The following is a 26037-nucleotide window of genomic DNA, read 5'->3' as shown; positions in this document are numbered from 1 at the left end:
CACGCATGACCACGCGTTCCTGCCCGTGCGGCCTGCCCGCTTCGTACGACGAGTGCTGCGGCCGCTTCCATTCCGTTGCCGCGGCCGCGCCGACCGCCGAGGCGCTGATGCGCTCGCGCTACAGCGCCTTCGTCAAGGGCGATCCGGCGTACCTGCTGCGCACCTGGCATCCACGGACGCGTCCCGCCCGGCTGGACCTCGATCCCGGCATGCGGTGGACCGGCCTCGAGATCGTGGCCACGACGGACGGCTCGGCGTTCCACACCACGGGCACGGTGACCTTCCGCGCCTCCTACCGGGGCGGCTCACTGCACGAACGCAGCCGGTTCGAGCGGGTGGACGGGGCCTGGGTGTACGTGGACGGGGAGTTCCTGGACTGACTAGGGGGTGGCGTCCCGCCGGCCCGGCGGGAACTCGTTGCCCTCGCGGTCGGTGACGGTCGCGAACCAGGACGTGGCCCAGACGGTGAGACGGCCGGGCTCGTGGACCGTCTCGAACGGATGGTCGCTCCAGGTCCCGTAGGACGTGACGTGGACGGCCTCCCCGGGCTCCAGCCAGTAGTCCTGCCCGAACGGCTCCAGCCACAGCTCCAACCGCTCCTGCCCCTCGTTGTGCACGAGCATGGGCATCGGGTTGCCCAGGCGCCGGATCGCGTCGAAGCCGAAGTCGCCGGCCTTCAGCATGTTCTCCGTCAGCGGCGCGATGACGCGCTCGATGTCCGCCCGCCGGCCGTCCTCGGTCATGGCGCCAGGATGTCCAGCTCCTGGAGTGCGCCGACCGTGATCTCGCGGGTCAGGTGTTCCGCGCGGGCGGCGTCGCCGGCGCGGATCGCCTCGGCGACCTGTACGTGGAGGGTGACGGCGGCGGGGTCGGGGTCCTCGAACATGATCTCGTGGTGGGTGCGGCCCGTCAGGACCTCGGCCACGACGTCGCCGAGGCGCGCGAACATCTCGTTGCCGGAGGCGTTCAGGACGACGCGGTGGAAGGCCATGTCGTGGATCAGATAGCCCTCCAGCTGGTGGCCGCGGGAGTGGGCGACCATGCCGAGGGCGCACTCGGTGAGCTCGGCGCACTGCTCGGCGGTGGCGTGCTTCGCGGCGAGGCCGGCGGCGGCCGGTTCGATCGCCGAGCGCAGGACCGTGAGCGAGCGCAGCTGGTGGGGGCGGTCGGCGCCGGCCAGCCGCCAGCGGATGACCTGGGGGTCGTAGACGTTCCACTCGGACTTCTGGCGGACCGTCACACCGACGCGGCGGCGGGACTCGACCAGGTGCATGGACTCCAGGACGCGGACCGCCTCGCGCATCACCGAGCGGGACACATCGAAGCGCTGCGCCAGTTCGTCGGTGCGCAGGACGCTGCCCGGCGGGTACTCGCCGGCGGTGATCGCGGGGCCGAGTGTTTCCAGTACATGGCCGTGCAGACCCCGGCCCGGAGTGGTCATGCACTCAGCGTACGCGGTGGATCACGATCTTAAAAAGTCAGACTTATACATCACACACTCTTGAATTCGTCGTACCTAATGCGTTTCATGGGCGTCGACATCACGTGTCGACGAGGACAGCAGACAGTGAGGCAGCGATGAGTACCCCCCATGTCGTCGTGGTCATGGGCGTCGCGGGCACCGGGAAGACCACCATCGGTCCCCTGCTCGCCGCCCGGCTCGGCGTGCCCTACGCCGAGGGCGACGACTTCCACCCTCCGGCCAACATCGCCAAGATGTCGGCCGGCGTCCCGCTCGACGACCACGACAGGTGGCCCTGGCTCGACGCCATCGGCACCTGGGCGCACGAGAGGGCCGGGCTCGGCGGGGTGGTCAGCTGCTCGGCACTGAAGCGGTCGTACCGTGACCGGCTGCGGGCCGAGGCGCCCGGAGTCGTGTTCGTGCACCTCAGCGGCGACCGGGCCCTCATCGAGGACCGGATGGCGCACCGGCAGGGGCACTTCATGCCGACCGCGCTGCTGGACTCGCAGTTCGCCACGCTCCAGCCGCTCCAGGCCGACGAGGCCGGGGTCGCGGTGGATGTCGCAGGCAGCCCCGAGGAGATCACCGAACGGGCCGTCGAAGCGCTGAGCGGGATTCCCGAGTCGGCCGCGTAACCCGCACCACCCGCACCACCCGCGCTCCACCTCCGGCAGCCGCCGGAAACCCCCCACGGCAGCACCCCCTCCCCAACCCCCGTATCTGCAAGGGAACCCCCGTGACCAGACTCAGCGTCGAGATGCTGGCAGCGGACACCGTCGAGCCCATCACCTCGGCCGGCCACGCTCAGCTCGGTGTCGCCGTCCTGGTGGGCATCGCCGTCATCGTCCTGCTCATCACCAAGTTCAAGCTCCACGCCTTCCTGTCGCTGACCCTCGGCTCGCTCGTGCTCGGCGCCCTCGCCGGGGCACCGCTCGACAAGGTCATCGTCAGCTTCACCACCGGTCTCGGCACCACCGTCGCCGGCGTGGGCGTGCTGATCGCGCTCGGCGCGATCCTCGGCAAGATGCTCGCCGACTCCGGCGGCGCCGACCAGATCGTCGACACCATCCTCGCCAGGGCGAGCGGCCGTTCGATGCCCTGGGCGATGGTGCTGATCGCCTCGGTGATCGGTCTGCCGCTGTTCTTCGAGGTCGGCGTCGTCCTGCTGATCCCCGTCGTGCTGATGGTCGCCAAGCGCGGCAACTACTCGCTGATGCGCATCGGCATCCCCGCCCTCGCCGGCCTGTCCGTGATGCACGGCCTGGTCCCGCCGCACCCGGGCCCGCTGGTCGCCATCGACGCGATCGGCGCCAACCTGGGTGTGACGTTGGCGCTCGGCGTCCTGGTCGCCATCCCGACGGTGATCATCGCGGGGCCGCTGTTCTCGCGGTACGCGGCCCGCTGGGTCGACGTACCGGCTCCGGACCGGATGATTCCGCAGCGTGCGTCGGAGGACCTGGAGAAGCGGCCCGGCTTCGGCGCGACGCTCACGACCATCCTGCTGCCCGTCGTCCTGATGCTCTCGAAGGCTTTGGTCGACATAGTCGTCGACGACCCCGAGAACACCGTCCAGCGGGTCTTCGACGTCATCGGCTCGCCGCTGATCGCGCTGCTGGCCTCCGTGCTCGTCGGCATCTTCACCCTGCTCAGGCCCGCGGGCTTCAGCAAGGAGCGGATCTCGCCGCTGGTCGAGAAGAGCCTCGCCCCCATCGCGGGCATCCTGCTCATCGTGGGCGCCGGCGGCGGCTTCAAGCAGACGCTGATCGACACCGGCGTCGGCCAGATGGTCCTGGAGATCTCCAAGGACTGGTCGATCCCGGCGCTGCTGCTGGCCTGGCTGATCGCGGTCGCGATCCGGCTGGCGACGGGCTCGGCGACGGTGGCCACGGTCTCCGCGGCCGGTCTGGTCGCCCCGCTCGCGGCCGACATGTCGACGACGCACGCGGCCCTGCTGGTCCTCGCCATCGGCGCCGGCTCGCTGTTCTTCAGCCATGTCAACGACGCCGGTTTCTGGCTGGTGAAGGAGTACTTCGGCCTGAACGTCGGACAGACCGTCAAGACCTGGTCCGTCATGGAGACGATCATCTCGGTGGTCGCCGGCGGTCTGGTCCTGCTGCTCTCGCTCGTGATCTAGGGGTACGCCCATGAGCCACCCGCTCTTCGACATCGGCGGCCGCACGGCCCTGGTCACCGGCTCCAGCCGGGGCATCGGCCTCGCGCTCGCCCGCGGTCTCGCCGAGGCCGGCTGCACGGTCGTCCTCAACGGACGCGACTCGGAACGCCTCGCGAAGGCCGCCGGGGAACTCCCCGGCGACGTCCGCACGGCCGCGTTCGACGTGACCGACGGCCCGTCGGTGGCCGCCGGGATCGCGGACGTCGAGGAGCGGGTGGGCCCGCTCGACATCCTGGTCAACAACGCGGGGATGCAACTGCGCGCGCCCCTGCTGGAGTTCGGGGACGCGGACTGGCACCGCATCCTGGACACCAATCTCACCAGCGCGTTCCTGGTGGGCCGGGAGGCGGCCCGCCGGATGACGGAACGCGGGCACGGAAAGATCGTGAACATCTGCTCCCTCCAGAGCAAGGTGGTCCGCCCCGGCATCGCGCCGTACGCGGCCACCAAGGGCGCCCTGAAGATGCTCACCAAGGGCATGTGCGCCGACTGGGGCCCCTACGGCGTCCAGGTCAACGGCCTGGGCCCCGGCTACATCGAGACCGAGCTGACCCGGCCCCTCGTCGAGGACGAGGAGTTCAGCGCCTGGGTGCGCCGCCGCACCCCGGCCGGCCGCTGGGGACGCACCGAGGACCTGGTGGGCGGGTTGCTCTTCCTCGCCTCCCCGGCCGCGGACTTCGTCGGCGGGCAGGTGCTGTACGTCGACGGCGGCATGACCAGCGTGCTGTGAAGGAGGCCCGAGGGATGCTCGGTTGTGTGATCCACGGTCGGGACGACCTGCGGGTCGAGGAACTCCCGGTGCCGCTCCCGGGCCCCGGACAGGCACTGGTGGCCGTCCGGTACGGCGGGGTCTGCGGCTCCGACCTGCATTACTGGCGGCACGGCGGGGTCGGCGACTTCCGGCTCAGGGAGCCGATGCTGCTCGGGCACGAGGTGGTCGGAACGGTCGTCGCGTACGGCGACGGGGCGTCGGGCCCCCTCGCCGGTACGGCCGTCGCGGTCCACCCCGCCACGCCCTGCGGGCGCTGCCCGGAGTGCGTGGACGGGCGGCGCAACGTCTGCCGGGACACCCGCTATCTCGGCAGCGCGGCACGCTTCCCGCACGTACAGGGCGGATTCGCGGCCCGAGTCGTCGTCCCCGCCGACCAGTTGCGGCCGCTCCCGGCGGGGCTCGACCTGCGGCGGGCGGCGCTCGCCGAGCCGCTGTCCGTCGCGCTGCACGCCGTGCGGCGGGCCGGGGACGTGGCCGGCAGGCATGTCCTGGTCACCGGCGCCGGGCCCATCGGGTGTCTGGTGGTCGCGGCGGCGAAGGCGGCCGGCGCGGCGAGCGTGACGGTGACGGACCTGCTGCCTGCGGCACTGGAGTACGCCCGTGCCGCCGGCGCCGACACCGTCGTACGGGCCGACGAGCCGGACGATGCCGGGTGGCCCGCCGAGGTGGACGTGGCGATCGAGGCGTCCGGGGTGGCCGCCGGACTGGACACCTGTCTGCGGCTGGTGCGGCGGGGCGGTGTCGTGGTGCAGTTGGGGATGCTGCCGCCGGGGCAGAGTCCGTTTGCGGGCAACCTCGTCGTGAGCCGGGAGATCGAGCTGCGCGGGGCGTTCCGCTTCGACACGGAGTTCGACGCGGCGCTGGAACTGCTGGCCGTCGAGGGCTCCTTCGACGGGCTGGTCAGCGCTGTGGTGCCGGTGCGGCGGGCCGAGGAGGCGTTCGCGCTGGCGGCCGACCGGAGCCGGTCGTGCAAGGTGCTGCTGGACTTCGAGGGCTGACCGGTCCGGCTTCCGGTTGCCCGGTCCGTGATCCACGCGGGCCTGAACTCGCCCCGACGATCAGCTGAAGCTCCTTCCCCGGGAGCGCCGCGAGCCCGATGATGAGGAGACTCCCGAAGGCGGTGACGGCCTTCGGGGGCGAGGACGACGGGGGGCGTCATGGCGGTTTCCCTCGGGATGCGCATCTCGGGGCTGCTGGTGGTAGGGGCGTGTGGCGGTGGCCGCCGCGGCCTTCACCGGTGACGGGCGCGGCACGGCGGACGGCAGGGGCGGCGGAGGCACCGTCGTCACCGCCGGACCGACGGCAGGCGCCGCGAGGCCGCCGACCGACCCGGCCGGCAATGCCTCGGCCCCGACGGAACAGCGGCCCGACGGGCACATCGGCGCACCCGCGGTCACGGGGAGGCCCGTCGCTCCTCCGGCCGGCCGCACCCCGAGCGAACTCCCGAGCCCCTCCCCCAGCCCTTCCGTGAGCCGGAGGGTTATCGAAGTCCCCGGCTGGCTGCCGCCCGGCCCCGCCTCGCCGGACGCCGACGGCGTCCCCGACCCGGCGAGCGTGTACGACCTGTTGAGCGACCCCGCCGACTGCCGGGCCGCCCTCGGCGTGATCCCCCGGCTCACCACCGACGGCGACCGGGCCCTGCTGCGGGGCCTGGCCTCCGCGTGTCTCGCCGTGCAGGGCGAGGGCGGCGACTGGGCGCAGGCGGTCCGGGACCATGCCGCGTCGGCGGGCGGGGGCGACTCCTGCAAGGGGCGGGCCGCGCACGCCGTGCTCGGCGGGCTGCTCGACTTCCATCGACGGCATCCCGGAGCCTCGGTGCGGCTGAAGCCCGCGTCGGGCGGCCCGCCTGCCTGCGGCTACCGGATCGCCGGGGTGGACACGGGCGGAGACGGAACGGCGATACCGGGCGAGACGATCGGCATCGAGCTGGCGGACACGTACTTCGACCCGGGCGAACTGCCGCGCGGTGGGGGCGTGAGTATCGGAGGTCAGGAGGTGCCGGTGCTGAGTGATCGAGGGGTGCTGTCGGTGGTCGTACCGGCACTGGCGCCGGGTCCGGTGGACGTGGCGGTACGGTACGGCGGCACGGAGGTCCGGCTGCCGATGGCCTTCACCGTCGCCCTGCCCGAGCCGAACGCCCCCGACGAAGCAACCGACGGTCCACCCACCCCCCAAGGGGCGCGGGGAACTGCGCGACCAGCCGCAACGAACCCGCGCACACAAGCCGCCCCATCCCTCTGGGCGCCCGTCACGGCCGCCAAAGCCGGTGCTCCCGCTCGGCCCACTCCCGGCTGACCAGGCCGGTCCGCATGCCGCGGCGGGCCTCCGGATCCCCCAGCGCCATCCCGATGTGACCGGCGAGAACGATCCCGATCGTGAGAGCCAGCCAGTCGTGGACGAACGTCGCGCTGGTGCGCCACTGAAGGGGCGTGAGATGCGTGAACCACATGATCAGGCCGGTGCCGAGCATCACCAGCGTCGCACCGGCGATCCAGGCCGCGTAGATCTTCTGCCCGGCGTTGAACTTCCCCGCCGGACGTGAGGACCGACGCTTGTCGCGCCGCACGGCAGCCCGCAGCCAGACGCGGTCGTGCGGGCCGAAGCGGTTGAGGAAGCCCAGGTCGGCGCGGAACAGCCGGGAGGCGAGGCCGGCCAGGAGGGGCACCGGCAGGGCGAGGCCGGCCCACTCGTGGATACGGACCACCAGTTCGCGGCGGCCGACGAGTTCGGCGAACTGCGGGATGTACAGACAGGCCGCCGTCGCCACGCACACACCCATCAGCACGGCCGTCGTGCGGTGCACCCAGCGCGTGGCCCGGCCGAAGCGCCGGACGCCGGTGGCCGCGCCGGGCGCGTCAAGTCGTAGGCTCATCGTCGCGTCCGTTCGAGCGGCCGACCCAGGCGTCGACGTCGTAGCCCCGTTCCTCCCAGTAGCCCGGCTTCACGTCCTTGGTGACGGTGATGCCGGAGAGCCACTTGGCCGACTTGTAGAAGTACATGGGGGCGACGTAGAGGCGGGCGGGGCCGCCGTGGGCGTGGCCGATGTCCTTGTCCTGCATGCGCAGGGCGACCAGGACGTCCGCGCGGCGGGCCTGGTCGAGGGTGAGGCTCTCGCTGTAGGCGCCGTCGAAGCAGGTGAAGCGGACCGCGCCGGCCCCCTCGCGCACTCCCGCGGCGTCCAGCAGCCGGGACAGGCGCACCCCTTCGAAGGGCGTGCCGGGGACCCGCCAGCCGGTGACGCACTGGACGTCGCGCACCAGCCGGGTCTGCGGCAGGGCGCGCAGGTCGGCGAGGGTGTAGGACCCGGGGCGGTCGACGAGGCCGTCGACGGTGAGGCGGTAGGTGGTGGCGGTCTTGCGGGGTACGGAGGAGGTCACCGAGTAGTAGCGGAAGCCGCCGCCGTTGGGCAGCAGGTCCGTCAGGCCGGTGGGGTCCTTGTCGGAGGCCCCGGCGAGGAAGGACTCCAGGCCGCGCTGGAGGGTGGGCGCGGTGACGACGCCGAGGACGCCCAGGCCGAGGGTGCCGAGGAGGACGCGGCGGCCGATCGGCCTGCCCTTCCCCTCGCCCGGTTCCTCGTCGCGCGGTGCGGGCTGTTCGGGGTTCACCTCTTCATTCGAACACCCGCGACCCCGGCGGGGCCAGGGATCGCGGGTGCTCGTCAGAGTTCCGTAATCAGTTCTTACGTGGCTCTCGGTTCCTGCGTGGCCGCGGGCCGGGGGCGCGGCTACGGCGTCTCCGCCGCCGCCTTGTCCAGCTGGAACGCCTCGTTGCCGAGCCCGATGCGGGCGTGCCGCTCGGGGGCGCGGGAGCGCAGGAGCAGCCCCTGGGCGACGCCGGCGGCCAGGGCGAGGACGATGACGGCGGGCAGCGCCCAGCTGAGGGCGGAGTCGGGGCCCGCGCCGATCAGGACATCGAAGTCCTTGACGGTGTAGACGACGATGAACAGCAGCCCGACGACCGAGAGCCCGGAGGCGGCCAGCCGCCAGAACTGGGCGGCGGCGGCCCCGCGGCGCACGAAGAAGGCGATGACGGAGACCGACGCGGCGGCCATCAGCGCGGCGACGCCCAGCGCGCCGAGGTTGCCCATCCAGGTGAACAGGTGCAGCACCGGCGCGGTCGGGTCGCCGGTCGGCCTGTCGTCGGTGAGGGCGAAGACGGCGACGACCACGAGCGAGATCGCGGTCTGGAGCAGCGATCCCGTGCCGGGGGCGCCGCTCGCGCCGCTGGTGCGGCCGAACGCGGCGGGCAGCAGGCCCTCGCGGCCCATGGCGAAGGCGTAGCGGGCGACGACGTTGTGGAAGCTGAGCATCGCCGCGAACATGCCGGTCACGAAGAGCACGTGCAGCACGTCGGTGAAGGTGTTGCCGAGCAGGTCCTCGGTGAGGAAGAACAGCAGCCCGGCGCTCTGGTCCTGCGCGGTGCCGACGATCGCGGAGGGACCCGCGGCGACGGTGTACGCCCAGCAGCTGATCGTGTAGAAGACGGCGATGCCGCCGATGGCCAGGAACATCACGCGCGGCACGAGGACGTGCGGGCGGCTGGTCTCCTCGGCGTAGACGGGGGCCTGCTCGAAGCCGAGGAAGGCGGCGACGCAGAAGCACAGGGCGGTGCCGATGCCCGCGCCGCTGAGGGTGTCCGGGTTGAAGGCGTGCAGGGACAGGCCTTCCTTGGCCGGGTCGGCGATGGCGGCGACGTCGAAGATGACCACGAGGACGACCTCGATGATCAGCAGCACACCGAGGACGCGCGCGTTGAGGTCGATCTTCAGCCAGCCGAGCGCGCCGACGGCGAGCACCGCCAGCAGCGCCGGTATCCACCAGGCGATCTCGGTGTCGAGGTAGGTGGCGAACAGCCCGGAGACCTCGAAGCCGAAGATGCCGTAGATGCCGACCTGGAGCGCGTTGTACGCGACGAGCGCGACCATCGCGGCGCCGGCGCCGGCGGTGCCGCCGAGGCCGCGGGAGATGTAGGCGTAGAAGGCGCCCGCGTTGTGGACGTGCCGGCTCATCTCGGCGTACCCGACGCTGAACAGGGCGAGGACGACGCCGAGGATCACGAAGAGCAGCGGCTGGCCGAGGACCCCCATGACCCCGAAAGTCGTGGGCATGACACCCGCGACGACCATGAGGGGCGCGGTGGCGGCGAGCACGGACAGCAGCAGGCCCGTGGTGCCCAGCCGGTCGGCGCGCAGGGCGCGGTCCTGTCCCTTGAACGTACTGATGCCGCCGTCGGCGGTGGCTCTGCTCGTGCTGGAACTGCCCGTCGTCATCGAATGACCGTCCTTCGTCGGGTCGGGGGCGCTGGTGTGCGGTCGGTGCCGGTGCGTGTTCGTCGGGGCGGTGCGTCTTGGTCGGGCGATGTCGAGCGGCTCCCCGCGGGCCCTAGGCCGTGCCGAGCGCGGTGTCGCGGGCGGTGCGGAAGGCGGGGTACGGATCGCGGTCGGGGTAGGACCACGGCGACGGGGTGGCGTGTTCGCCGATGCGGTGGAAGAGGGCGGCGGCCTCGGCGCCCCGGCCCTCGCACACCTTGGCGTGGGCCAGGAAGTTCAGGTCGATCAGCCGCCGCGGGTGGCCCTCCTGCTCCCACTCCAGCCACCAGTCGAAGGCGGCCCGCATCACCTGGCGGGCCCGGCGGCCCGTCCAGTGCCCGGAGGCGGCCGCGTCCCGCGGCTCGTGGCCCGCCGCCGCGAGGACGCGGTACCGCTCGGCGTGCGCGATGACCGGCAGGACGGCGAGCGGGGAGTCGGCGGGCGCCCGTTCCGCGGCCGCGTTGGCGAAGTCGTAGACCTCGTGCAGCGGGTCGGTGCCGGTGCCGGACTGGTGCTCGGCGAGCCGGGCGATCATCAGGTGGTGGGCGTGGTGGTGGTCGGCGTACCGGGCGCGGACCTCGGCGAAGAGGCGGCGCACCTCGGGCTCGGCGCCCAGGGCCTTCTCCAGCATGAGCAGGCCCAGCCAGGGCGTGGGGTCGGCGGGCGCGAGCGCGGCGGCGGCATGGCAGGCCTCACGGGCGCGCGGCGGCTTCTCCTTGCCGCGCAGCGCGCGCTGCACCTGGGCGAGGGCCAGCAGGACGGCGGCGTCCGCGGAGTCGGGCTCGGCGAGCAGCCAGTCGCGGGTCCAGGGGACGCAGTACTGCTCCCGGGCGAGGACGGTGACGCGGTGGCCCCTGCGGTCCCATTCGTCGCCGGTTCGGGCGAGCAGCGAGCGGGCGGTCTGCCACCTGCCCTGGGCGAGGGCGGTGCGGGCGGCGGCGAGCTCGGCGTCGTCGAGGGCCGCGTCGTAGGCGTGGGCAGCGCGCTTTCGGCCGCGGCCCAGAGGAGGTGGTGGGGACACCGTCTTGGGTCCTGTTGTGAGCAAATCGTGGACTGTCATCAAGCGATCACTCGCAGCAAACCCCCCGCCAAGGGTGCGCGTCAAGTGCCGCCGACGCGTTACACGCGTCAACTAGTGTTACTGATGAGGCAGTTGTGGCATTCAACCTGTCCACAATGCCGGATTTGTTCGTTGTGTGTGGCGTACGTCATGGCGAGGTCCGTTTGGGCATCGCACGATGGTGGAACGCGCACGCCGGGCCAGGGGCCGCTACAGTCGGCCCTTAACGCACCCCGTCCCAGCCCGGCAGGATTCGAGGTACGCAGCGTGTCGCTCCAGATCCTGATACTCGCCGTGACCGCCGCATGCTGTCTTGGATTCGGTTTCGTCCTCCAGCAGAACGCGGCCCAGAAGGCTCCGCTCAGCGACTTCCTCTCGCCGCGGATCCTGTTGGACCTGATGAAGGTGCCGCGCTGGCTCGGCGGCATCGGCCTGATGGTGGTCGGCATGGCCCTGGGCGCGATGGCGCTGGGCCAGGGCGAGATCTCCCTGGTGGAACCCCTGCTCGCGACGAACCTGCTGTTCGCGCTGATGCTCTCCCGCCGCCAGACCAAGCAGCCCCTCGGACGCCAGGGCTGGACCGGCCTCGCGCTGCTCGCGGGCGGTGTGACGGCCTTCATCGTGGCCGGCCAGCCGACCGGCGGCACAGCCACCAGCGACCCCATGCGGCACTGGCTGATCATCGGCCTCATGGTCGGCGTGGCCCTGCTGCTCACCGCCTACGCCAAGCGCTCCCGGCTCAGCTCGGGCCCCGCACTGCTGGCGACCGCGGCCGGTCTCCTCTACGGCGTGCAGGACGCCCTGACCCGGGTGACCGGCGAGCGGTTCGCCGAGGGCGGCATGGCCGAGGTCCTCACCGGCTGGCAGCCGTACGCCGTGGTGGCGCTCGGTCTGACCGGCCTGATCCTGGTGCAGAGCGCCTTCGAGACGGCCTCCCTGCGCATGTCCCTGCCCGCCCTGACCGCCGCCCAGCCGCTGGCCGGCATCCTCTGCGGCGTCGGCTTCCTCGGCGACCGGCTGCGCACCGACGCGGGCGCGCTGGCCTGGGAGGCGGCCGGACTCGCCGGGATCGTGGTCGGCATCATCATGCTCGGCACGCACAGGGCGATGCCGTCCGGAGTCATCCAGCCGAAGCGCACGCCGGCTCTGCAGACGCCCTGAACGCGTCCGGGCCGCCCCTGCTTGGATGGCCCCATGAGCTCTGCTGACGAGATCCTCGACATCGTCGACGAACAGGACCGGGTCATCGGACGGTCCCCGCGCGGCGAGGCCTACGCCAAGGGGCTGCGCCACCGCTGCGTCTTCATCGAGGCACGGGACGCGGAGGGCCGCCTCTTCGTGCACCGCCGCACCCCCACCAAGCTGGTGTTCCCCTCGCGGTACGACATGTTCGTGGGCGGGGTGGTCGGCGCGGGCGAGTCGTACGACGAGGCCGCCCTGCGCGAGGCCGAGGAGGAACTCGGGGTGAACGGGCTGCCCCGGCCGACACTGCTCTTCAAGTTCCTGTACGACAACGGTGCCGGGCAGACCTGGTGGTCGGCGGTGTACGAGGTGCGCTGCGAGCTGCCGGTGAACCCTCAGGTGGAGGAGGTCGCCTGGTACGACTTCCTGCCCGAGGACGAGGTGGAGCGGCGACTCACGGACTGGCCGTGGGTGCCGGACGGGCTGGCCGCCTACGAGCGGCTCAAGGCCCTGCGGGCGGCCCGCTGAGCCGACCCCCGGCGGGCGGATCCGGCGAAGCCCCCGGCGGAGCGCCCGGATAGGGTCGGGCATGTGAGCGAGTTCGTGCGAAACGTCCGGCTGTGGTTCGCGCCGCAGGAGGTGCGCCAGGAAGGCGGCACCCCCGACTACCGATTCTCGCTGGCGAACGAGCGCACCTTCCTGGCCTGGCTGCGCACCGCGCTCGCCCTCATCGGCGGCGGCTTCGCCGTCGACCAGTTCCTGCCGGACCTGCGCTGGGGCTGGCGCGTCGGCCTGGCGCTCGCGCTGCTCGCGGCCGGCGTGCTGTGCTCGCTGCGCGCGGTCAATCACTGGGTGCGCTGCGAGCGGGCGATGCGCCGGGGCGAGGACCTGCCGGTGTCGCGGTTCCCGGCGGTGCTGAGCCTGGTGGTCGCGGTCGTGGCGGTGGCGATGGTGGTCGTCGTGCTCGTCGGGTGGGAGGGATGAGCGCCTCCGCGGCGGAGCCCGTCCGGGACCCGGGACTCCAGCCCGAGCGAACACGCCTCGCGTGGCGCCGTACGACGCTGGCCGGCACCGTCGCCGCCGTGCTCGCGATGAAGACCGCGCTGCACGGCGGGGTCTCGGTGGCCGGGGGCCTCGTCAGCGCCCTGTGCTGCGGGCTGTGGCTGGGCTTCCTGGCACTCGCGCACCGGCGCATCCGCGACCTCTCCTCGTCGCCCCGGCCGGCCGCGCTGGCTCCCCGGCACGCCACGGCGACCGTACTGATCACGGTGGCCCTGGCCGCGTGCGGGGCGGCGCTGCTGTTCTGAGGGCACCGCGACGCCGGCGCCCCGTCCGCCCGGGCTCGTGCCACAGCCCGTACAGCGCCGTCGCTTCCCCTGTCCCAACCCTCGGTGACCCTGGCCGCCTGCGGGGCGTCGCCGCTGAACCGAGAGCCCCCGCCCCGACCGCTCGCCCGCTATTCCGCCTGCTCGCGCTCCTGCCACAGCCCGTCCGGCGCCGACGCCTCCTCCGTGTCCCAGTCCACGGTGACCACGATCTTGCCCCGGGTGCGGCCCTCCTGGTTCAGCCGGTGGGCATCGGCCGCCCGCTCCAGCGGAAACGTCTCGGAGACATGGACGCTCACCACGCCCTGCTCCGCCAGCTCGGACAGCCGCAGCAGGTCCCCGGCGTCGGGGCGCACGAAGTAGTAGCGGCCGCCGTAGTCCACGACGTCCGGGTCGGCGATCGACACCAGGCGGCCCTCGGGGGCCAGCAGATTGGCGGACGCCTTCAGCGCGTCGCCGCCGACCGTGTCGAAGGCGACGTTCACGCCCTCGGGAGCCAGCCCCCGCACGCGTTCCATCAGACCGTCGCCGTACGCCACGGGCTCACCGCCGAGGCCACGGACGAAGTCGTGGTTGTGCTCGCTCGCCGTGCCGATCACCCGGGCACCCAGATGGCGGGCCAGCTGGACGGCGATCGAGCCGACCCCGCCCGCCGCGGCGTGCACCAGGACGGTCTCGTCCCGCTTGACCTGGAGCACCCCGGTCAGGACCTGGTACGCCGTAAGCCCCACCAGGGGCAGCCCGGCCGCGGCCTCCCAGGTGAGGTTGCGGGGCTTGCGGGCGAGGGTGCGTACGGGAGCGGCTACGTACTCGGCGAAGGTGCCCCGGGACAGGAAGTCCTCTCGGACGTATCCGATGACCTCGTCTCCGACGGCGAACTCCGTGACGGACGCGCCGGGCTGGACCACGACGCCCGCGACGTCCCACCCCGGGACCACCGGGAAGACCGGTTCGATCAGCCCGTCCAGGTAGCCCTCGCGGCACTTCCAGTCGACCGGGTTGACCGCCGCCGCCCGCACCTTCACCAGCACGGAGTCGGGCCCGACCCGCGGGTCGCGCACATCTCCGTGTGCGAGCGTCTCGGGCCCGCCGTAGCGTGAGTAGCTGATCCCCTTCATGGCTTCGACCCTCCGGGGTGACCGGACGCCACGCAAGCCGAATAGCCCGATATGCGGCGTTCGCGTGGCAGCCTGTCCGACGTCATCACCCGCTCCTCCGAAGGTGAGCACCATGACCACCCTCCATACGGAACACCGCTCCCACGCGCACGCCCACGGCCCCTCCTGCGGGCACACCGCGGTGCCGCACGGCGACCACACCGACTACGCGCACGACGGCCATCTGCACCGCGAGCACGCCGGGCACTGGGACGAGTGCGAGACGGACGGCCACAACGCACACGAGGGCCACACCCACCGGCACGGCGCCGACTGCGGGCACGAGAGCGTGCTGCACGGCGACCACGTCGACTACCTCCACGACGGCCACCGGCACGCCGCGCACGACGGCCACTGGGACGACCACTGAGGTCACAGGCACCCCACCGAGTCCAAAAAGCTCCCCAACGACAGCTCCCCGGCGCCCGGCGCGGGGAGCTGTCGGCCTATCGTGGCCCCGATCACGTTCGGCTCCCGTACTGGACGACATACCGACTGGTCGGCATCATGAGTCAGGTCGCGTTCACCTGCCTTTAGGAGCCACGTATGAGCCCCGACCATCCGCCCGGCCTCGACCTGGACCGGCTGCGCGGCCTGCTCGAGCGCGAGCGGCCCGGTCTGGCGCACGGTCCGCTGACCGGCCGGCTGATCGAGGGTGGACGGTCCAATCTCACCTACGCGGTCTCCGACGGTGCCTCGAACTGGGTCGTACGACGCCCCCCGCTCGGCCATGTCCTCGCCACAGCGCACGACATGAAGCGCGAGCACCGGGTCATCAGCGCCCTGTACCCGACGGACGTGCCGGTGCCGCGGCCGGTGCTGCTGTGCGAGGACGAGGAGGTGCTCGGCGCGCCGTTCTACGTCATGGAGTTCGTCGAGGGCACCCCGTACCGCACCGCCGACCAGCTGGCCCCGCTCGGCCCCGAGCGCACCAGGGGCGCGGTGCTGTCGCTGGTGGACACCCTCGTCGAGCTGCACGCGGTGGACCCGGCGTCGGTGGGACTTGAGGACTTCGGCCGCCCCGAGGGTTTCCTGGACCGCCAGCTGCGCCGCTGGGGCAAGCAGCTGGACGCCTCCCGCAACCGTGAGCTGGCCGGCATCGACGAGCTGCACGCCACGCTGGGCCGGCAGCTTCCCTCCTCCCCCACGGCGACGGTGATCCACGGCGACTACCGCCTCGACAACGTCCTGATCGGCGAGGACGACCGGATCAAGGCGATCCTCGACTGGGAGATGTCGACGCTCGGCGACCCGCTGACCGACCTCGGCCTGCTGGTGATGTACAGCATGCCGCTGGGCATGACGCACTCCCCGGTCTCCACGACCGCCGAGGCGCCCGGACACCCCTCCCCCGCCGAGCTGATCCAGCGGTACGCCGAGCGCTCGGGGCGCGACGTCTCCGCGGTCTCCTGGTACACGGCGTTCGCCTGGTTCAAGCTCGCCGTGATCCTGGAGGGCATCCATTACCGCTACACGCTGGGCCAGACGGTCGGCCGCGGCTTCGACCGCATCGGCGACCTGGTCCCGGTCTTCATCGAGCACGGCCTGACCACTCTTCAAGAAGGCATCCAGGAAGGCTGACGGGACATGGACTTCGCGTTCGACGCACGCACCGAGGAACTGCGCGCCAAGCTGCTGGCCTTCATGGACGAGCACGTCTATCCGGCCGAGGCGGTCGCGGAGGAGCAGCGGGCCGAGCTGGCCTCCCCCTGGGACACCCCGGCCGTGGTGGAGGAGCTCAAGGCCGAGGCCCGCAGGCAGGGCCTGTGGAACCTCTTCCTGCCCGACGCCGAGTACGGCGCCGGTCTCACCAACCTCCAGTACGCCCCGCTGGCCGAGATCACCGGCCGTTCCCCGCACCTGGCACCGACGGCCACGAACTGCGCGGCGCCCGACACCGGGAACATGGAGGTGCTCTCCCAGTTCGGCGACGAGCAGCAGAAGAAGCAGTGGCTGGAGCCGCTCCTCGCCGGTGAGATCCGCTCGGCCTTCGCGATGACCGAGCCGGAGGTGGCCTCCTCGGACGCCACCAACATCACCACGCTCATCGAGCGGGACGGCGACGAGTACGTCATCACGGGCCGCAAGTGGTACATCTCCGGGGCGATGAACCCGGACTGCAAGATCCTCATCGTGATGGGCAAGACGGACCCGGACGGCGAGGACATCCGCCGTCAGCAGTCCATGGTCCTGGTCCCCCGCGACACCCCGGGCGTCACGATCAAGCGCGCCATGCAGGTATTCGGCTACGAGGACCACTCCCACGGCGGCCACGCCGAGGTGATCTTCGACCACGCGCGCGTGCCGGTGACGAACCTGATCGGCGAGGAGGGCGGCGGCTTCGCCATCGCCCAGGCCCGGCTCGGCCCCGGCCGCATCCACCACTGCATGCGGCTGATCGGCATGGCCGAGCGGGCGATCGAGCTGATGTGTCGCCGGGCGGTCTCCCGCACGGCGTTCGGCAAGGCGCTGGCCCAGCAGGGCGTGGTGCACAACTGGATCGCCGACGCGCGGGTGACCGTGGAGCAGCTGCGCCTGCTGGTGCTGAAGACGGCCTGGCTGATGGACACCGTCGGCAACCGAGGCGCCCACACCGAGATCCAGGCCATCAAGATCGCCACCCCGCGCGCGGTCGTCGACATCATCGACCGCGCGATCCAGCTGCACGGCGCGGGCGGCGTCAGCCAGGACTTCCCGCTGGCGGAGCTGTACGCCGGGGCGCGCACGCTGATGATCGCCGACGGACCGGACGAGGTCCACCAGCGGTCACTGGCGCGGCGGGAGCTGAAGAAGTACCTGTGAGCTGAGGTACCCGTGCGCTAGGGCCGCAGGGCCCTCAGCAGCAGGTCGGCCAGGTGGTCGGCGAGCTGCTGGGGGCTCATCGGGCCGTCGGGGCGGTACCAGGTCGACAGGTGGTGGACGGAGCCGAAGTGGTAGTCGACCACCAGGTCGGCCGGGGTCGCCCTCGAGAAGACGCCCGCTTCCTGGCCCTCCTCGATGAGCGCACGGAAGCGTTCGTGGTAGCGCCGGCGCTCGGCGCGCACCTGCTTGTTCTTCTCCGGGCTCAGGTGGTGCATCGAGCGGAAGAAGATCATCGCGTCGTCGAGGTTGTCGATGGTCGTCACCACGACGTCCGCCGCCGCGCCCCGCAACCGCTTCTCGACCGGCTCGTCGGCGTCCGCGAAGGAGTCGAGCCGCTCCTGCTGGACGCGCAGCACGCGCGCGTACACCTCGTGCAGGAGGTCGTCCTTGGAGCCGAAGTAGTGGTACAGCGCACCCTTGGTGACGCCGGCCGCCTCGACGATCTCCTGCACCGAGGTGCGGTCGTAGCCCTGCTCGGCGAAGAGCCGGGTGGCGGCGGCGAGCAGCCGCTGCGGGACGGGCGTACCGTCTCCGTCCGTCGTCCTGGCCACTGTGCCGCCACCTGCCCTTCCGAGATGTTCCGCTTGCCGTGGTGCCGACCGCTGTCTAGCCGTCGTTCGCGCGGGAACGAAGTTCCCGACGGAGGATCTTCCCACTTGCCGTCTTGGGCAAGTCGGGCAGGACCTCCACCTGCCGCGGGTATTTGTAGGCCGCCAGTCTCTCCCGGCAGTACGCGGCGAGTGCGTCGGGGTCCGCTTCGGCACCCGGACGGAGGCTGATGTACGCCTTGACGGTCTCTCCGCGGTATCCGTCGGGTACGCCGACGACGGCCGCCTCGCGCACCGCCGGGTGCGTGTAGAGCACGTCCTCGACCTCGCGCGGCCAGACCTTGAAGCCGGACGCGTTGATCATGTCCTTCTTGCGGTCGACGACGTACAGCCAGCCCTCGGCGTCCATGAAGCCGATGTCGCCGGTGCGCAGCTCGCCGTCCGGGAAGGTCTCGGCGGTGGCGTCGGGGCGCCGCCAGTAGCCGGGGACGACCTGCGGCCCCCGCACGACGATCTCGCCCTGCTCGCCGAACGGCACCTCCTCGCCCAGGTCGTCGACGATCCGTACGACCGTCTCGGGCCCCGGCACGCCCACGGCCAGCGTCCCGGAGGCCGGGTCGACGGGGGCCTCCAGGCCGGGCGGCACGGCGGCGCAGGGGGCGGTGCACTCGGTGAGGCCGTAGCCGTTGCGGATGTACGGCCCGAAGCCGGCCCGGAACTTCTCCACCAGGGCGGGCGGCAGCGGGGCGCCGCCGGAGGAGATGTTGACGAAGGACGCGAAGTGCTCGCGGCGGACGTCCGGGTGGGCGGCCAGCGCCATGAAGGCCGTCGAGGGGCCGACGGTGTAGTGCGGCCCGTGCTCGGCGAACGCGTCGAGCACGACGCCCGCCTCGAAGCGGTACGCCAGCACGAGCAGTCCGGCGCTGTTGAGGCAGGCGGCGAACTGGGCGACCATCCCGGTGATGTGGAACAGCGGCGCCATCGCGAAGTAGACGGGCGCCTCGGGCAGCGCGAGGCCGGTGCGCTGCCGCTCGGCGTTGTACATGATGTTGCCGTGCGTGTTGGTGGCGCCCTTGGGCGTGCCGCTGGTGCCCGAGGTGTAGCTGATCAGCGCTATGTCAGAGGGGCCGGGGTCGCGGCCGTCCGGCGCCTTGTGCCCACCGCGCGCGATCGCCACGAGGTCGTCGGCGTCGCCGGCCTGCGGGAGCCGTTCGAAGGTCAGCACGCGTGCGTCACCGCGGGTCTGGAGGTCCAGCTCGCACCCGGTGAGCACGATCCGCACGGGCGAGTCGGCCGCCGTCTCGCGCAGATACGACTCCCAGGCCCGGTCGGAGCAGATCAGCGCGGCCACCTCGCCGTCCCGCAGGACGTGGGTGACCTCCCCCGACTTGTACATCGGGTTGACGGGCACGACGACCGCCCCGGCCTTCCAGGCACCGAGCACGGCGAGCACGAAGTGCGGGGAGTTCTGGAGCAGGACAGCGACCCGCTCCCCGCGCTCCAGGCCGCGCGCGGCGAGGTGCCCGGCGACGGAGTCGCTGAGCTCGTCGACCTCGCGGTAGGTCAGACGGCCGTCGAAGTAGGCGAGGAAGGGGCGGTCGGGGTGCCGGTCGGCGACCCGGCGCAGAGCGTGCACCAGGGAGTCGTCAGGGGTTATGGGGGCGCGCTGGGTGTCGCTGAGCAGCGCCAGCCAGGGCTTCGCGGTGTAGCGGGAGTCGGTCACAGGGTCTCCTCCCACTTCCGCTGGATGTGGTTCATGCCGGCCAGCCAGCGGTCGGGGTCGCCTGCCCGCGCCTCGTAGAACCCGGCGACCTCGGGGTGCGGCAGGATCAGGAAGCGGTCCTCCTCCATGCCCTTGAACAGGGCGTCCGCCACGTCCTCGGGCGCGATGGCGGTGGGCTTGAGCACCAGGTCGCCCGCGCTGCCGGTGGCGTCCAGCATGTCGGTGCGCACCCCCTGCGGACAGATGGCGTGCACCTTGATCCCGCGGTGGCGGTAGGTCAGCGACAGGTACTCGGCGAAGGCGTAGGCGCCGTGCTTGGTGACGGCGTAGGGCGCGGCGCCGATCATGGTGAGCAGGCCGGCGGCAGAGACCGTGGAGACGAACCGTCCGCTGCCGCGCTCCAGCCACTCGGGAAGCAGGGCGTGGGCGGCACGGACGTGGGCCATGACATTGACGTCCCAGGACGCCGACCAGGACTTCTCGTCCGCGAGGTCGTCGAGCTCGGGCCCGCCGAAGGCGACACCGGCGTTGGCGCAGTAGACGTCGACGGCACCGCCGAGCGCGTCCCTGGCGTCGGCGACCACCGCGGAGGCGTCGCCGGGAACCGCGATGCCGCCGATCTCCTCGGCGACGGCCCCGGCCTTCGCGGCGTCGAGGTCATTGACGACGACACGAGCCCCTTCGGCGGCGAACCGCCGGGCAAGCGCCGCGCCGATGCCACCCCCAGCCCCGGTAACGACGACTCCGGCACCCTGCACGGCTTCCACCATCGGTCTCCTTCGGCTGCGGCTCTCCTGCGATCGTCAGACTAACCGGTCGGTATGTGCCAGGGAAGGGCGACTGCAACACCGCTCAGGGGCGCGGGGAACTGCGCGACAAGCCACGACGTACCCGCACCTTCCCCACAACCTGCGGGAGCAATACCGTGCCCCCCATGCGCCTATCCAGACGAGCTCTCCTCGCAGCGACCACGGCAGCAGCATCCCTCCCTTCGGCAGCGGCGGCAGCCGAACGCACCGGCCGCCTGCGGACCGGCTTCGAGCGCCTCGCGGCCGACGGATACTCGGTCCTGGAAGGCCAAAAGGTCGGGATCGTCACCAACCCCACCGGCGTCACCAGGACCGTCCGTCACATCGTGGACGTCATGCACGCCGACGAAAGGGTGAACCTGCGGGCCGTCTTCGGCCCCGAGCACGGCTTCCGCGGCACCGCCCAGGCCGGCGGCTCGGAGGGCCGCTACGACGACCCGGCGACCGGCCTCCCCGTGTACGACACGTACCTCAAGAGCGGTCAGCCGCTCGCGGACATCTTCACCGCCTCCGGCGTCGACACGGTCGTCTTCGACATCCAGGACGCGGGCGCCCGCTTCTACACCTACATCTGGACCCTCTTCGACTGCATGGAGGCAGCCGCACTCGCCGGCAAGCGCTTCGTCGTGCTGGACCGGCCGAACCCCGTGACCGGCCGCGCCGCGCAGGGTCCGGTCCTGCACATGGAGTTCTCCACCTTCGTCGGCCGCAGGCCCGTCTCGCAGGCGCACGGCATGACGGTCGCCGAGCTGGCGCGACTGTTCAACGGGGAGTTCCTGACCACCCCGGTCCCCCTGGAGACCGTACGGATGTCCGGCTGGAAGCGGTCCTCGTTCTACGACGCCTGGGGTCTGCCCTGGGTGCCGCCGAGCCCGAACATGCCCACTCCGGACACGGCCCTGGTGTACTCGGGCACCTGTCTCTTCGAGGGCACGAACCTTTCCGAGGGCCGCGGCACCACCCGGCCCTTCGAACTGCTCGGCGCGGAGGGCATCGACCGGCGCTGGGCCGAGGCGGCGGAGGCACTCGGGCTGCCCGGTGTGCATTTCAGGGAGGCGTACTTCGCGCCGACGTTCTCGAAGTTCCAGGGCAAGACCGTCGGCGGGGTGCAGATCCACATCCACGACCGCGCCGCCTACGACCCCGTCCGCACCGGAATCGCCCTGCTGGTGACCGCCAAGAAGGTGTGGAGCGGGTTCGCCTGGCGCCCGGACAACTGGATCGACAAGCTCACCGGCAACACCCGGGTGCGGACGCTGATCGACGCGGGCGCGAGCGCCGACGAGGTGGTCGCGGACTGGCAGCAGGAGCTGTCGGCGTTCCGCCGGACCCGTCGGGAGTACCTGCTGTACACATGAGCGGTCCACGGATGGGGTGCCGACGTATGGCCATTCCCGCCCGCCGGCAGGACGATGCGCCCGTATCGCACTGTCACGGGGGACGAGGGGGCCTGTCATGGCGGAACCGGCAGTGGGCGTGAGTCCGTACTGGGAGCTGACCTTCGACGCGGACGGGGACCCGGACGCGGGCCGCCGGGACCGGCTGCTCGCCGGGGTGGCGCGGCACGGCGTCCGTGATCTGATCGTCTTCGCGCACGGCTGGAACAGCGACCGCTCCGGCGCGACGCGGCTCTACGACGCCTTCTTCGCGCCGATCCCGGGGCTCGTGCCCGAGGCGAGGGTCGGGTACGTCGGGGTGGTCTGGCCTTCGATGCGGTTCTCGGACGAGCCGATCCCGGACTTCCCGCGGGCCGTGGCGGCCGAGATGCCGCGCCGGCCGGCGCTCGACAAGGACACCCGGCACGCCCTGCTGGAGACGTTCCCGGGGCGGGCGACCGTGATCGAGCAGATCGCGCGGATGCTGGACCAGCAGCCGCGCGAGGAGGCCGAGTTGGCGGAGTTCGGGCGCCTCGTGCGGCTGCTGGTGGACGTCGTGCCGCCGGGGCCGCAGGCGCTGTTCGCGGCGGACACGCTGTGCGAGGGGGTGCCGCAGGACTCGCCGGACCTCTTCGCGGACTCCACGGCGGCGGTCTGCGAGGACTTCGCGCAGGCACTGACGCATCTCGAGGCCCCGGACCCGGCGCCGGAGAGCGTGGCGTCCTTCTCGTTGCCGAACCCGTGGGAGGGCGCGCACGAGCTGCTGCGGCAGGCGACGTACTACGCGATGAAGCGGCGCGCGGGGACCGTCGGCGAGCGCGGACTCGGCCGGATCGTCGGGCAGCTCGCCGCCCGCTCGCCCGAGCTGCGGGTGCACCTCGTCGGGCACAGCTTCGGCGCGCGGCTGGTGTCGTTCGCGCTGCGCGGGCTGCCCGAGGGCGTGCGGTCGGTGAAGTCGGTGACGCTGCTCCAAGGCGCCTTCTCGCACTACGCGTTCGCGTCCCGGCTGCCGCACGACGCCCGGGCGGGCGGGGTGCTGGAGGGCCAGCACAACCGGATCGACGGGCCGCTGGTGTGCTGCCACTCACGGCACGACTCGGCCCTGTCCACGATGTACCCGCTGGCCTCCCGGATGGCCGGGGACGCGCGCGGGATCGCGGCGCCGGACATCGGCCGGATGCTGGGGGCCAAGTGGGGTGCGATGGGGCACGACGGGGTCCAGGCGGTGCCGGGTACGAAGTCGTACGACCTGGTCGGCGCGCTGCGGGCGAAGCTGCCGGCGTCGGGGTGCGTGAACGTCGACGCGGCGGCGGTGGTCCGGCGGGGCGGGCCGCCCGCGGGGGCGCACTGCGACATCGTGCATCCCGAGCTGGCGCGGCTGGTGCTGGCGGCGGGGCGCATCCGCTGACCCCGCCGCCGGCCGCCCACCGTCACCTGTGTGACGTGAACTCCACGACCTGCTGATACGTAGGCCGGTTCTGCCAGCTGATCCTGCCGTGCTTGATGCCGCCCAGGGTGCGCTGGACGATCGAGTCGGCGCACCACTGGTCGCCCGCCGAGCACTGGTCGTCGCCCGGGTAGACCTGGGCCGCGGTCCGGCCGGCGGCCGTCTTCAGGGTGCTGATCAGCAGGTCCCGGCAGGCACTGAGGCTGCCGCCGCCGCAGTACTTCCGGTCGAGCGGGCCCTGTACGGACTCACCGAGCACGGCCCTGATGTCCTTGTCGACGTAGCTCCACCAGCCGTACTGGAAGGAGCTGCCGGCGTGCGAGCCGGTCGGGCCGTGCCCGGCCGACGGGGCCTCGTCGACGGGCAGGTTGCCGGTCATCGCCGTGTACAGCTCGCTGCCGAGGCCCGGTTCGAACTCGGCCTTCACCAGCAGCGGCCACCAGGCGTCCAGGATGCGGATCGCGTCGGCGTCGGCGTACTTCTTCGAACCGGCGGACGTCTCGGTGCGCCTGCCGCCTGCCGACAGCCACGTCCGGAGCTTGCTCACGGCCGCGGCCGCCGTGGTGTCGGTCACCGGGGAGCTGCCCACGACCTTGAGCAGGTCGGGCAGGACGTCCTCGGCGCGCAGGTCGGCGAGGGCCGCGTCGGCCATCGCCTTCACCAGCGAGGCGCGGGTCACGCCGCCCGCGGTGACCAGCTTCCTCACCCGGTTCTCCAGCAGGTTGCCGCGGTGCACCGAGCCGTCGCCCCAGGACGCGGTCGTGTAGTCCTTGGCCTGCTTGTTGTTCCAGGAGACGTAGTAGTCCTGGTCGATGGAGTTGGGGTGCTCGGACGGCGGGGTGTAGGTCGCCGTGTTCGTCACCGGGTTCCAGCCGCGCCACTCGTACGCCGGCTGCGCCCACACCGGGAACTCCGCGTCGACGCCACTCGCGCGGACCGGGTTGTCGCCGCTGTTGTAGTAGGCGGTGTGCTCGGAGTCGGCGTAGAACCAGTTGAAGGTGTAGTTGATGTGCTGCGCCGCCTTCTGGAAGTCCTCGGGGCCCTTGACGTAGTCGGGGTCGTTCAGCATCTGGAAGCCGATGATGGAGTCGGCCTCGTGCATGTAGGAGGAGCGCAGGGTGGTGTAGGCGACCTTCTTGCCGCCGACGGTCGCGCGGTGGGTGACGGGACCGTACTTCGTGCGCCACACGCGCATCGTGTACGAGCCGGCGGGGGTGCTGTCGGCGGTCGTGGGCTTCCAGGCGTTCTTCTGCTCGATCTTCTCCATCGCCGTGCAGGTGCCTCGGTACAGGTAGTGGTAGTCGTCCTGGCACAGCTCGACGGCGTAGGTGTCGATGATGTCCTGGCCGGAGGTGGTGGCGCTCCACGAGTAGTCCTGGCCGCGGCCGAGCTCGACGTACATGCTCAGGCCGGCGAAGGAGGCGCCGCGGGCGCTGATGCCGGGTCCCTGTATCTCCTGGAGGAGCAGCAGCTGGGGTGCGAAGTAGCCGGTCTGCGGTCCGAAGACGGCGACCGGGTGGCCGCTCGCGGTGTGCTCGCCGCCGACCACGAGGGCGTTGGACATGCCCCGCTTCGCCGAGGTCATCGCCGTCCGGGCGGCCGTGGTCGTGGCGCCGGACGCCGCCGCGCCGGACGCGCTGCCCGTGCGGTCGTAGACCAGTTGTTCCTCGTTGACCGAGCCGGCGTCGGGCAGGGCCTCGCCCTGCGGGTCGGCGGGTTTGGTGGCGTACGGGAAGCTCTCGTCGTGGACGGTGACGACGGCCTCGGGGTCGTTGCGCTCGCGGAACGACTCCCACAACTTGGTGCCCTCGGTCACGCCGTACTTCTCCTGGGCGGCGAGCAGGGAGAGCGCGTTGTTGACCTCGCCGCCGCCCCCGGAGCCGAACAGGGCGCCGATCACCGAGCCGAGCGCGACCAGGTCGGTCACCTTGAAGTGCTCGATGGTGCCGGCGTTGGTGACGGAGTCCTTGTGGCCGGTCAGGACGTACTCGCCGGGGAAGTAGCGGCCGCTGTCGGAGGCGTCGATGTAGGCGTTGATGCCGTCGAGGTAGGCCTTGGCGTCGGCGAGGGCCAGCTGTCCGCGTTCGCCGTTGGAGGCGACGGCGTTGTCGATCTGCGCCTGGAGATCGGCCTCGGTGTAGGGCGCGTTGCGCCAGAACTGCTGCTCCAGGCCCTGGTTGGAGGGTGCGCCGCCCGCGAAGGAGGTGAGCCCGCCGCGTCCGACGTGGCGGAATACGTCCATCAGCCACAGCCGGTCCTGGGCCGCGGCATAGCCCGCACCGAACTCCGTGCCGTATCTGGTGGTACCGGTGATGTGCGGCACGCCCGTCTTCTTGTCGCGGACGATCGTCACATCGCCGCGCCCTGCGGGACTGACGGTGGAGGCGACTTGATCGGACGGGACGCCGAACGAGGCGTCGTTGAAGAAGTTGAGAATCGTCGCGTTGGTGAGGCCGGAGTAGCCCTTGGCCAGGTTGGCGTAGGGGCCGAGCTGGTCCTCCGCGTGTTCGGGCTGGGTGCCGAAGGCCTGGTTGAGCAGGATCTGGGCGAGGGTGGCGTTGCCGTTCTGGCCGGGCGGCAGGATGTCGGCGCACTGGTTCCCGCAGTGGTCGTTCGCGGCCGTGGCCTCGGCCGCCGCGACCTGGGGCGCCGCGGCCGCCGGGGAAAGAGGAGACAAAAGTCCGGCAATCAGCGCGCATACGGATGCGGCCTTCAGGAACCCGGGAGATCTGCCGGGAGTTCTCAGTCTGACTGGCGCGGTGCGTGGGGTACGCCGTGGCATGGCAGCTCCTACCGACGAGGGTGGGCCGAGAGTGTTACCGGCGGTATCCCC

Annotated in this window: 26 protein-coding genes; 15 read left to right on the top strand and 11 right to left on the bottom strand. The window is 71.8% G+C overall.

Going from position 1 to position 26037, the window contains the following annotated elements:
• Window positions 1-5 precede the first annotated feature (5 nt).
• Window positions 6-380, top strand: coding sequence for a YchJ family protein (locus CP983_RS34640; protein ID WP_150503996.1), 375 nt, complete (start codon window positions 6-8; stop codon window positions 378-380).
• On the opposite strand, the gene CP983_RS34635 is transcribed toward CP983_RS34640, so the two are convergent.
• Together CP983_RS34635 and CP983_RS34630 are read right to left on the bottom strand one after the other, a co-directional pair.
• Complete coding sequence (locus tag CP983_RS34635) at window positions 381-743, bottom strand: hypothetical protein (RefSeq protein ID WP_150503995.1); 363 nt, start codon at window positions 741-743, stop codon at window positions 381-383.
• Window positions 740-1441 carry a FadR/GntR family transcriptional regulator gene (locus tag CP983_RS34630; RefSeq protein ID WP_150503993.1) on the bottom strand — a complete coding sequence of 234 codons (702 nt, stop codon included), beginning with the start codon at window positions 1439-1441 and terminating at the stop codon, window positions 740-742. The genes CP983_RS34635 and CP983_RS34630 overlap by 4 nt, the downstream gene beginning before the upstream one ends.
• 137 nt (window positions 1442-1578) lie before the next feature.
• Here CP983_RS34630 and CP983_RS34625 point away from each other — a divergent pair, with 137 nt between their 5' ends.
• From CP983_RS34625 to CP983_RS34605, 5 genes are all read left to right on the top strand, one after another.
• Window positions 1579-2097 carry a gluconokinase gene (locus tag CP983_RS34625; protein ID WP_150503991.1) on the top strand — a complete coding sequence of 173 codons (519 nt, stop codon included), beginning with the start codon at window positions 1579-1581 and terminating at the stop codon, window positions 2095-2097.
• 101 nt (window positions 2098-2198) lie between these two features.
• Window positions 2199-3596 carry a GntP family permease gene (locus tag CP983_RS34620; protein WP_107909229.1) on the top strand — a complete coding sequence of 466 codons (1398 nt, stop codon included), beginning with the start codon at window positions 2199-2201 and terminating at the stop codon, window positions 3594-3596.
• A 10-nt stretch (window positions 3597-3606) separates the two neighbouring features.
• Window positions 3607-4365, top strand: coding sequence for an SDR family oxidoreductase (locus tag CP983_RS34615; RefSeq protein WP_150503989.1), 759 nt, complete (start codon window positions 3607-3609; stop codon window positions 4363-4365).
• Between the two features lie 14 nt (window positions 4366-4379).
• Window positions 4380-5405 carry an L-idonate 5-dehydrogenase gene (locus CP983_RS34610; RefSeq protein WP_150503987.1) on the top strand — a complete coding sequence of 342 codons (1026 nt, stop codon included), beginning with the start codon at window positions 4380-4382 and terminating at the stop codon, window positions 5403-5405.
• A gap of 211 nt (window positions 5406-5616) precedes the next feature.
• Window positions 5617-6702, top strand: a complete 1086-nt coding sequence (locus CP983_RS34605; protein WP_150503985.1) for a hypothetical protein — start codon at window positions 5617-5619, stop codon at window positions 6700-6702.
• On the opposite strand, the gene CP983_RS34600 is transcribed toward CP983_RS34605, so the two are convergent.
• The 4 genes from CP983_RS34600 to CP983_RS34585 form a co-directional block, all read right to left on the bottom strand.
• The gene (locus CP983_RS34600; RefSeq protein WP_150503983.1) at window positions 6656-7279 is read right to left on the bottom strand and encodes a cytochrome b/b6 domain-containing protein; all 624 of its coding nucleotides are present in this window, start codon (window positions 7277-7279) and stop codon (window positions 6656-6658) included. The two genes, CP983_RS34605 and CP983_RS34600, sit on opposite strands and share 47 nt — an antisense overlap.
• Window positions 7263-8012 carry a molybdopterin-dependent oxidoreductase gene (locus CP983_RS34595; protein ID WP_107909224.1) on the bottom strand — a complete coding sequence of 250 codons (750 nt, stop codon included), beginning with the start codon at window positions 8010-8012 and terminating at the stop codon, window positions 7263-7265. Before CP983_RS34595 ends, CP983_RS34600 begins: the two co-directional genes overlap by 17 nt.
• A gap of 119 nt (window positions 8013-8131) precedes the next feature.
• The gene (locus tag CP983_RS34590; protein WP_107909223.1) at window positions 8132-9676 is read right to left on the bottom strand and encodes an APC family permease; all 1545 of its coding nucleotides are present in this window, start codon (window positions 9674-9676) and stop codon (window positions 8132-8134) included.
• Window positions 9677-9788: 112 nt separating this feature from the next.
• Entirely contained in the window at window positions 9789-10775 is a 987-nt protein-coding gene (locus CP983_RS34585; protein WP_125526416.1) for a hypothetical protein, read from the bottom strand.
• 267 nt (window positions 10776-11042) lie between these two features.
• Here CP983_RS34585 and CP983_RS34580 point away from each other — a divergent pair, with 267 nt between their 5' ends.
• From CP983_RS34580 to CP983_RS34565, 4 genes are all read left to right on the top strand, one after another.
• On the top strand, window positions 11043-11936 hold the full coding sequence (locus tag CP983_RS34580) for a DMT family transporter (RefSeq protein ID WP_125526415.1): 894 nt from the start codon (window positions 11043-11045) through the stop codon (window positions 11934-11936).
• A 33-nt stretch (window positions 11937-11969) separates the two neighbouring features.
• A complete protein-coding gene (locus CP983_RS34575) occupies window positions 11970-12485 on the top strand; it encodes an NUDIX domain-containing protein (RefSeq protein ID WP_150503981.1) in 516 nt (171 codons plus the stop codon).
• A gap of 63 nt (window positions 12486-12548) precedes the next feature.
• The gene (locus CP983_RS34570; protein WP_107909219.1) at window positions 12549-12941 is read left to right on the top strand and encodes a YidH family protein; all 393 of its coding nucleotides are present in this window, start codon (window positions 12549-12551) and stop codon (window positions 12939-12941) included.
• Window positions 12938-13264 carry a DUF202 domain-containing protein gene (locus tag CP983_RS34565; protein ID WP_107909218.1) on the top strand — a complete coding sequence of 109 codons (327 nt, stop codon included), beginning with the start codon at window positions 12938-12940 and terminating at the stop codon, window positions 13262-13264. Before CP983_RS34570 ends, CP983_RS34565 begins: the two co-directional genes overlap by 4 nt.
• 149 nt (window positions 13265-13413) lie before the next feature.
• Here CP983_RS34565 and CP983_RS34560 read toward each other — a convergent pair whose 3' ends face one another.
• Window positions 13414-14400 carry an NADP-dependent oxidoreductase gene (locus tag CP983_RS34560; protein ID WP_150503980.1) on the bottom strand — a complete coding sequence of 329 codons (987 nt, stop codon included), beginning with the start codon at window positions 14398-14400 and terminating at the stop codon, window positions 13414-13416.
• A 112-nt stretch (window positions 14401-14512) separates the two neighbouring features.
• On the opposite strand from CP983_RS34560, the gene CP983_RS34555 reads away from it, so the two are divergent.
• The 3 genes from CP983_RS34555 (at window position 14513) to CP983_RS34545 (ending at window position 17241) form a co-directional block, all read left to right on the top strand.
• On the top strand, window positions 14513-14809 hold the full coding sequence (locus tag CP983_RS34555; RefSeq protein WP_107909216.1) for a hypothetical protein: 297 nt from the start codon (window positions 14513-14515) through the stop codon (window positions 14807-14809).
• Between the two features lie 176 nt (window positions 14810-14985).
• Window positions 14986-16020, top strand: a complete 1035-nt coding sequence (locus tag CP983_RS34550) for a phosphotransferase family protein (RefSeq protein WP_125526411.1) — start codon at window positions 14986-14988, stop codon at window positions 16018-16020.
• Window positions 16021-16026: 6 nt separating this feature from the next.
• Window positions 16027-17241: an acyl-CoA dehydrogenase gene (locus CP983_RS34545; RefSeq protein WP_150503978.1), complete on the top strand. Its 1215-nt coding sequence runs from the start codon at window positions 16027-16029 to the stop codon at window positions 17239-17241.
• A gap of 17 nt (window positions 17242-17258) precedes the next feature.
• Here the strand turns inward: CP983_RS34545 and CP983_RS34540 are convergent, their stop codons facing one another.
• From CP983_RS34540 to CP983_RS34530, 3 genes are read right to left on the bottom strand one after another with little or no spacing between them, the layout of a single operon-like run.
• Window positions 17259-17852 carry a TetR/AcrR family transcriptional regulator gene (locus CP983_RS34540; RefSeq protein WP_150503976.1) on the bottom strand — a complete coding sequence of 198 codons (594 nt, stop codon included), beginning with the start codon at window positions 17850-17852 and terminating at the stop codon, window positions 17259-17261.
• A 55-nt stretch (window positions 17853-17907) separates the two neighbouring features.
• Window positions 17908-19572, bottom strand: a complete 1665-nt coding sequence (locus CP983_RS34535; RefSeq protein WP_150503974.1) for a class I adenylate-forming enzyme family protein — start codon at window positions 19570-19572, stop codon at window positions 17908-17910.
• The gene (locus CP983_RS34530; protein ID WP_150503972.1) at window positions 19569-20342 is read right to left on the bottom strand and encodes an SDR family oxidoreductase; all 774 of its coding nucleotides are present in this window, start codon (window positions 20340-20342) and stop codon (window positions 19569-19571) included. Before CP983_RS34530 ends, CP983_RS34535 begins: the two co-directional genes overlap by 4 nt.
• Window positions 20343-20506: 164 nt before the next feature.
• On the opposite strand from CP983_RS34530, the gene CP983_RS34525 reads away from it, so the two are divergent.
• Window positions 20507-21739, top strand: a complete 1233-nt coding sequence (locus tag CP983_RS34525) for an exo-beta-N-acetylmuramidase NamZ family protein (protein WP_150503970.1) — start codon at window positions 20507-20509, stop codon at window positions 21737-21739.
• Between the two features lie 97 nt (window positions 21740-21836).
• Window positions 21837-23165, top strand: coding sequence for a serine-threonine protein kinase (locus CP983_RS34520; protein ID WP_150503968.1), 1329 nt, complete (start codon window positions 21837-21839; stop codon window positions 23163-23165).
• A gap of 22 nt (window positions 23166-23187) precedes the next feature.
• Here the strand turns inward: CP983_RS34520 and CP983_RS34515 are convergent, their stop codons facing one another.
• Window positions 23188-25986, bottom strand: coding sequence for a penicillin acylase family protein (locus tag CP983_RS34515; protein ID WP_150503966.1), 2799 nt, complete (start codon window positions 25984-25986; stop codon window positions 23188-23190).
• Window positions 25987-26037: the final 51 nt, after the last annotated feature.

Source organism: Streptomyces chartreusis (assembly GCF_008704715.1).
GTDB classification, from domain to species: domain Bacteria; phylum Actinomycetota; class Actinomycetes; order Streptomycetales; family Streptomycetaceae; genus Streptomyces; species Streptomyces chartreusis.
This window is presented reverse-complemented; position numbering and strand designations above follow the sequence as displayed.

Excerpts from the sequence above, each read along its gene's own strand:
- CP983_RS34640 (WP_150503996.1), top strand. The coding sequence starts at position 6 with ATGACCACGCGTTCCTGCCCGTGCGGCCTGCCCGCTTCGTACGACGAG.
- CP983_RS34635 (WP_150503995.1), bottom strand. The coding sequence starts at position 743 with ATGACCGAGGACGGCCGGCGGGCGGACATCGAGCGCGTCATCGCGCCG.
- CP983_RS34630 (WP_150503993.1), bottom strand. The coding sequence starts at position 1,441 with ATGACCACTCCGGGCCGGGGTCTGCACGGCCATGTACTGGAAACACTC.
- CP983_RS34625 (WP_150503991.1), top strand. The coding sequence starts at position 1,579 with ATGAGTACCCCCCATGTCGTCGTGGTCATGGGCGTCGCGGGCACCGGG.
- CP983_RS34615 (WP_150503989.1), top strand. The coding sequence starts at position 3,607 with ATGAGCCACCCGCTCTTCGACATCGGCGGCCGCACGGCCCTGGTCACC.
- CP983_RS34610 (WP_150503987.1), top strand. The coding sequence starts at position 4,380 with ATGCTCGGTTGTGTGATCCACGGTCGGGACGACCTGCGGGTCGAGGAA.
- CP983_RS34600 (WP_150503983.1), bottom strand. The coding sequence starts at position 7,279 with ATGAGCCTACGACTTGACGCGCCCGGCGCGGCCACCGGCGTCCGGCGC.
- CP983_RS34590 (WP_107909223.1), bottom strand. The coding sequence starts at position 9,676 with ATGACGACGGGCAGTTCCAGCACGAGCAGAGCCACCGCCGACGGCGGC.
- CP983_RS34585 (WP_125526416.1), bottom strand. The coding sequence starts at position 10,775 with ATGACAGTCCACGATTTGCTCACAACAGGACCCAAGACGGTGTCCCCA.
- CP983_RS34575 (WP_150503981.1), top strand. The coding sequence starts at position 11,970 with ATGAGCTCTGCTGACGAGATCCTCGACATCGTCGACGAACAGGACCGG.
- CP983_RS34565 (WP_107909218.1), top strand. The coding sequence starts at position 12,938 with ATGAGCGCCTCCGCGGCGGAGCCCGTCCGGGACCCGGGACTCCAGCCC.
- CP983_RS34560 (WP_150503980.1), bottom strand. The coding sequence starts at position 14,400 with ATGAAGGGGATCAGCTACTCACGCTACGGCGGGCCCGAGACGCTCGCA.
- CP983_RS34555 (WP_107909216.1), top strand. The coding sequence starts at position 14,513 with ATGACCACCCTCCATACGGAACACCGCTCCCACGCGCACGCCCACGGC.
- CP983_RS34550 (WP_125526411.1), top strand. The coding sequence starts at position 14,986 with ATGAGCCCCGACCATCCGCCCGGCCTCGACCTGGACCGGCTGCGCGGC.
- CP983_RS34545 (WP_150503978.1), top strand. The coding sequence starts at position 16,027 with ATGGACTTCGCGTTCGACGCACGCACCGAGGAACTGCGCGCCAAGCTG.
- CP983_RS34530 (WP_150503972.1), bottom strand. The coding sequence starts at position 20,342 with ATGGTGGAAGCCGTGCAGGGTGCCGGAGTCGTCGTTACCGGGGCTGGG.
- CP983_RS34525 (WP_150503970.1), top strand. The coding sequence starts at position 20,507 with ATGCGCCTATCCAGACGAGCTCTCCTCGCAGCGACCACGGCAGCAGCA.
- CP983_RS34520 (WP_150503968.1), top strand. The coding sequence starts at position 21,837 with ATGGCGGAACCGGCAGTGGGCGTGAGTCCGTACTGGGAGCTGACCTTC.
- CP983_RS34515 (WP_150503966.1), bottom strand. The coding sequence starts at position 25,986 with ATGCCACGGCGTACCCCACGCACCGCGCCAGTCAGACTGAGAACTCCC.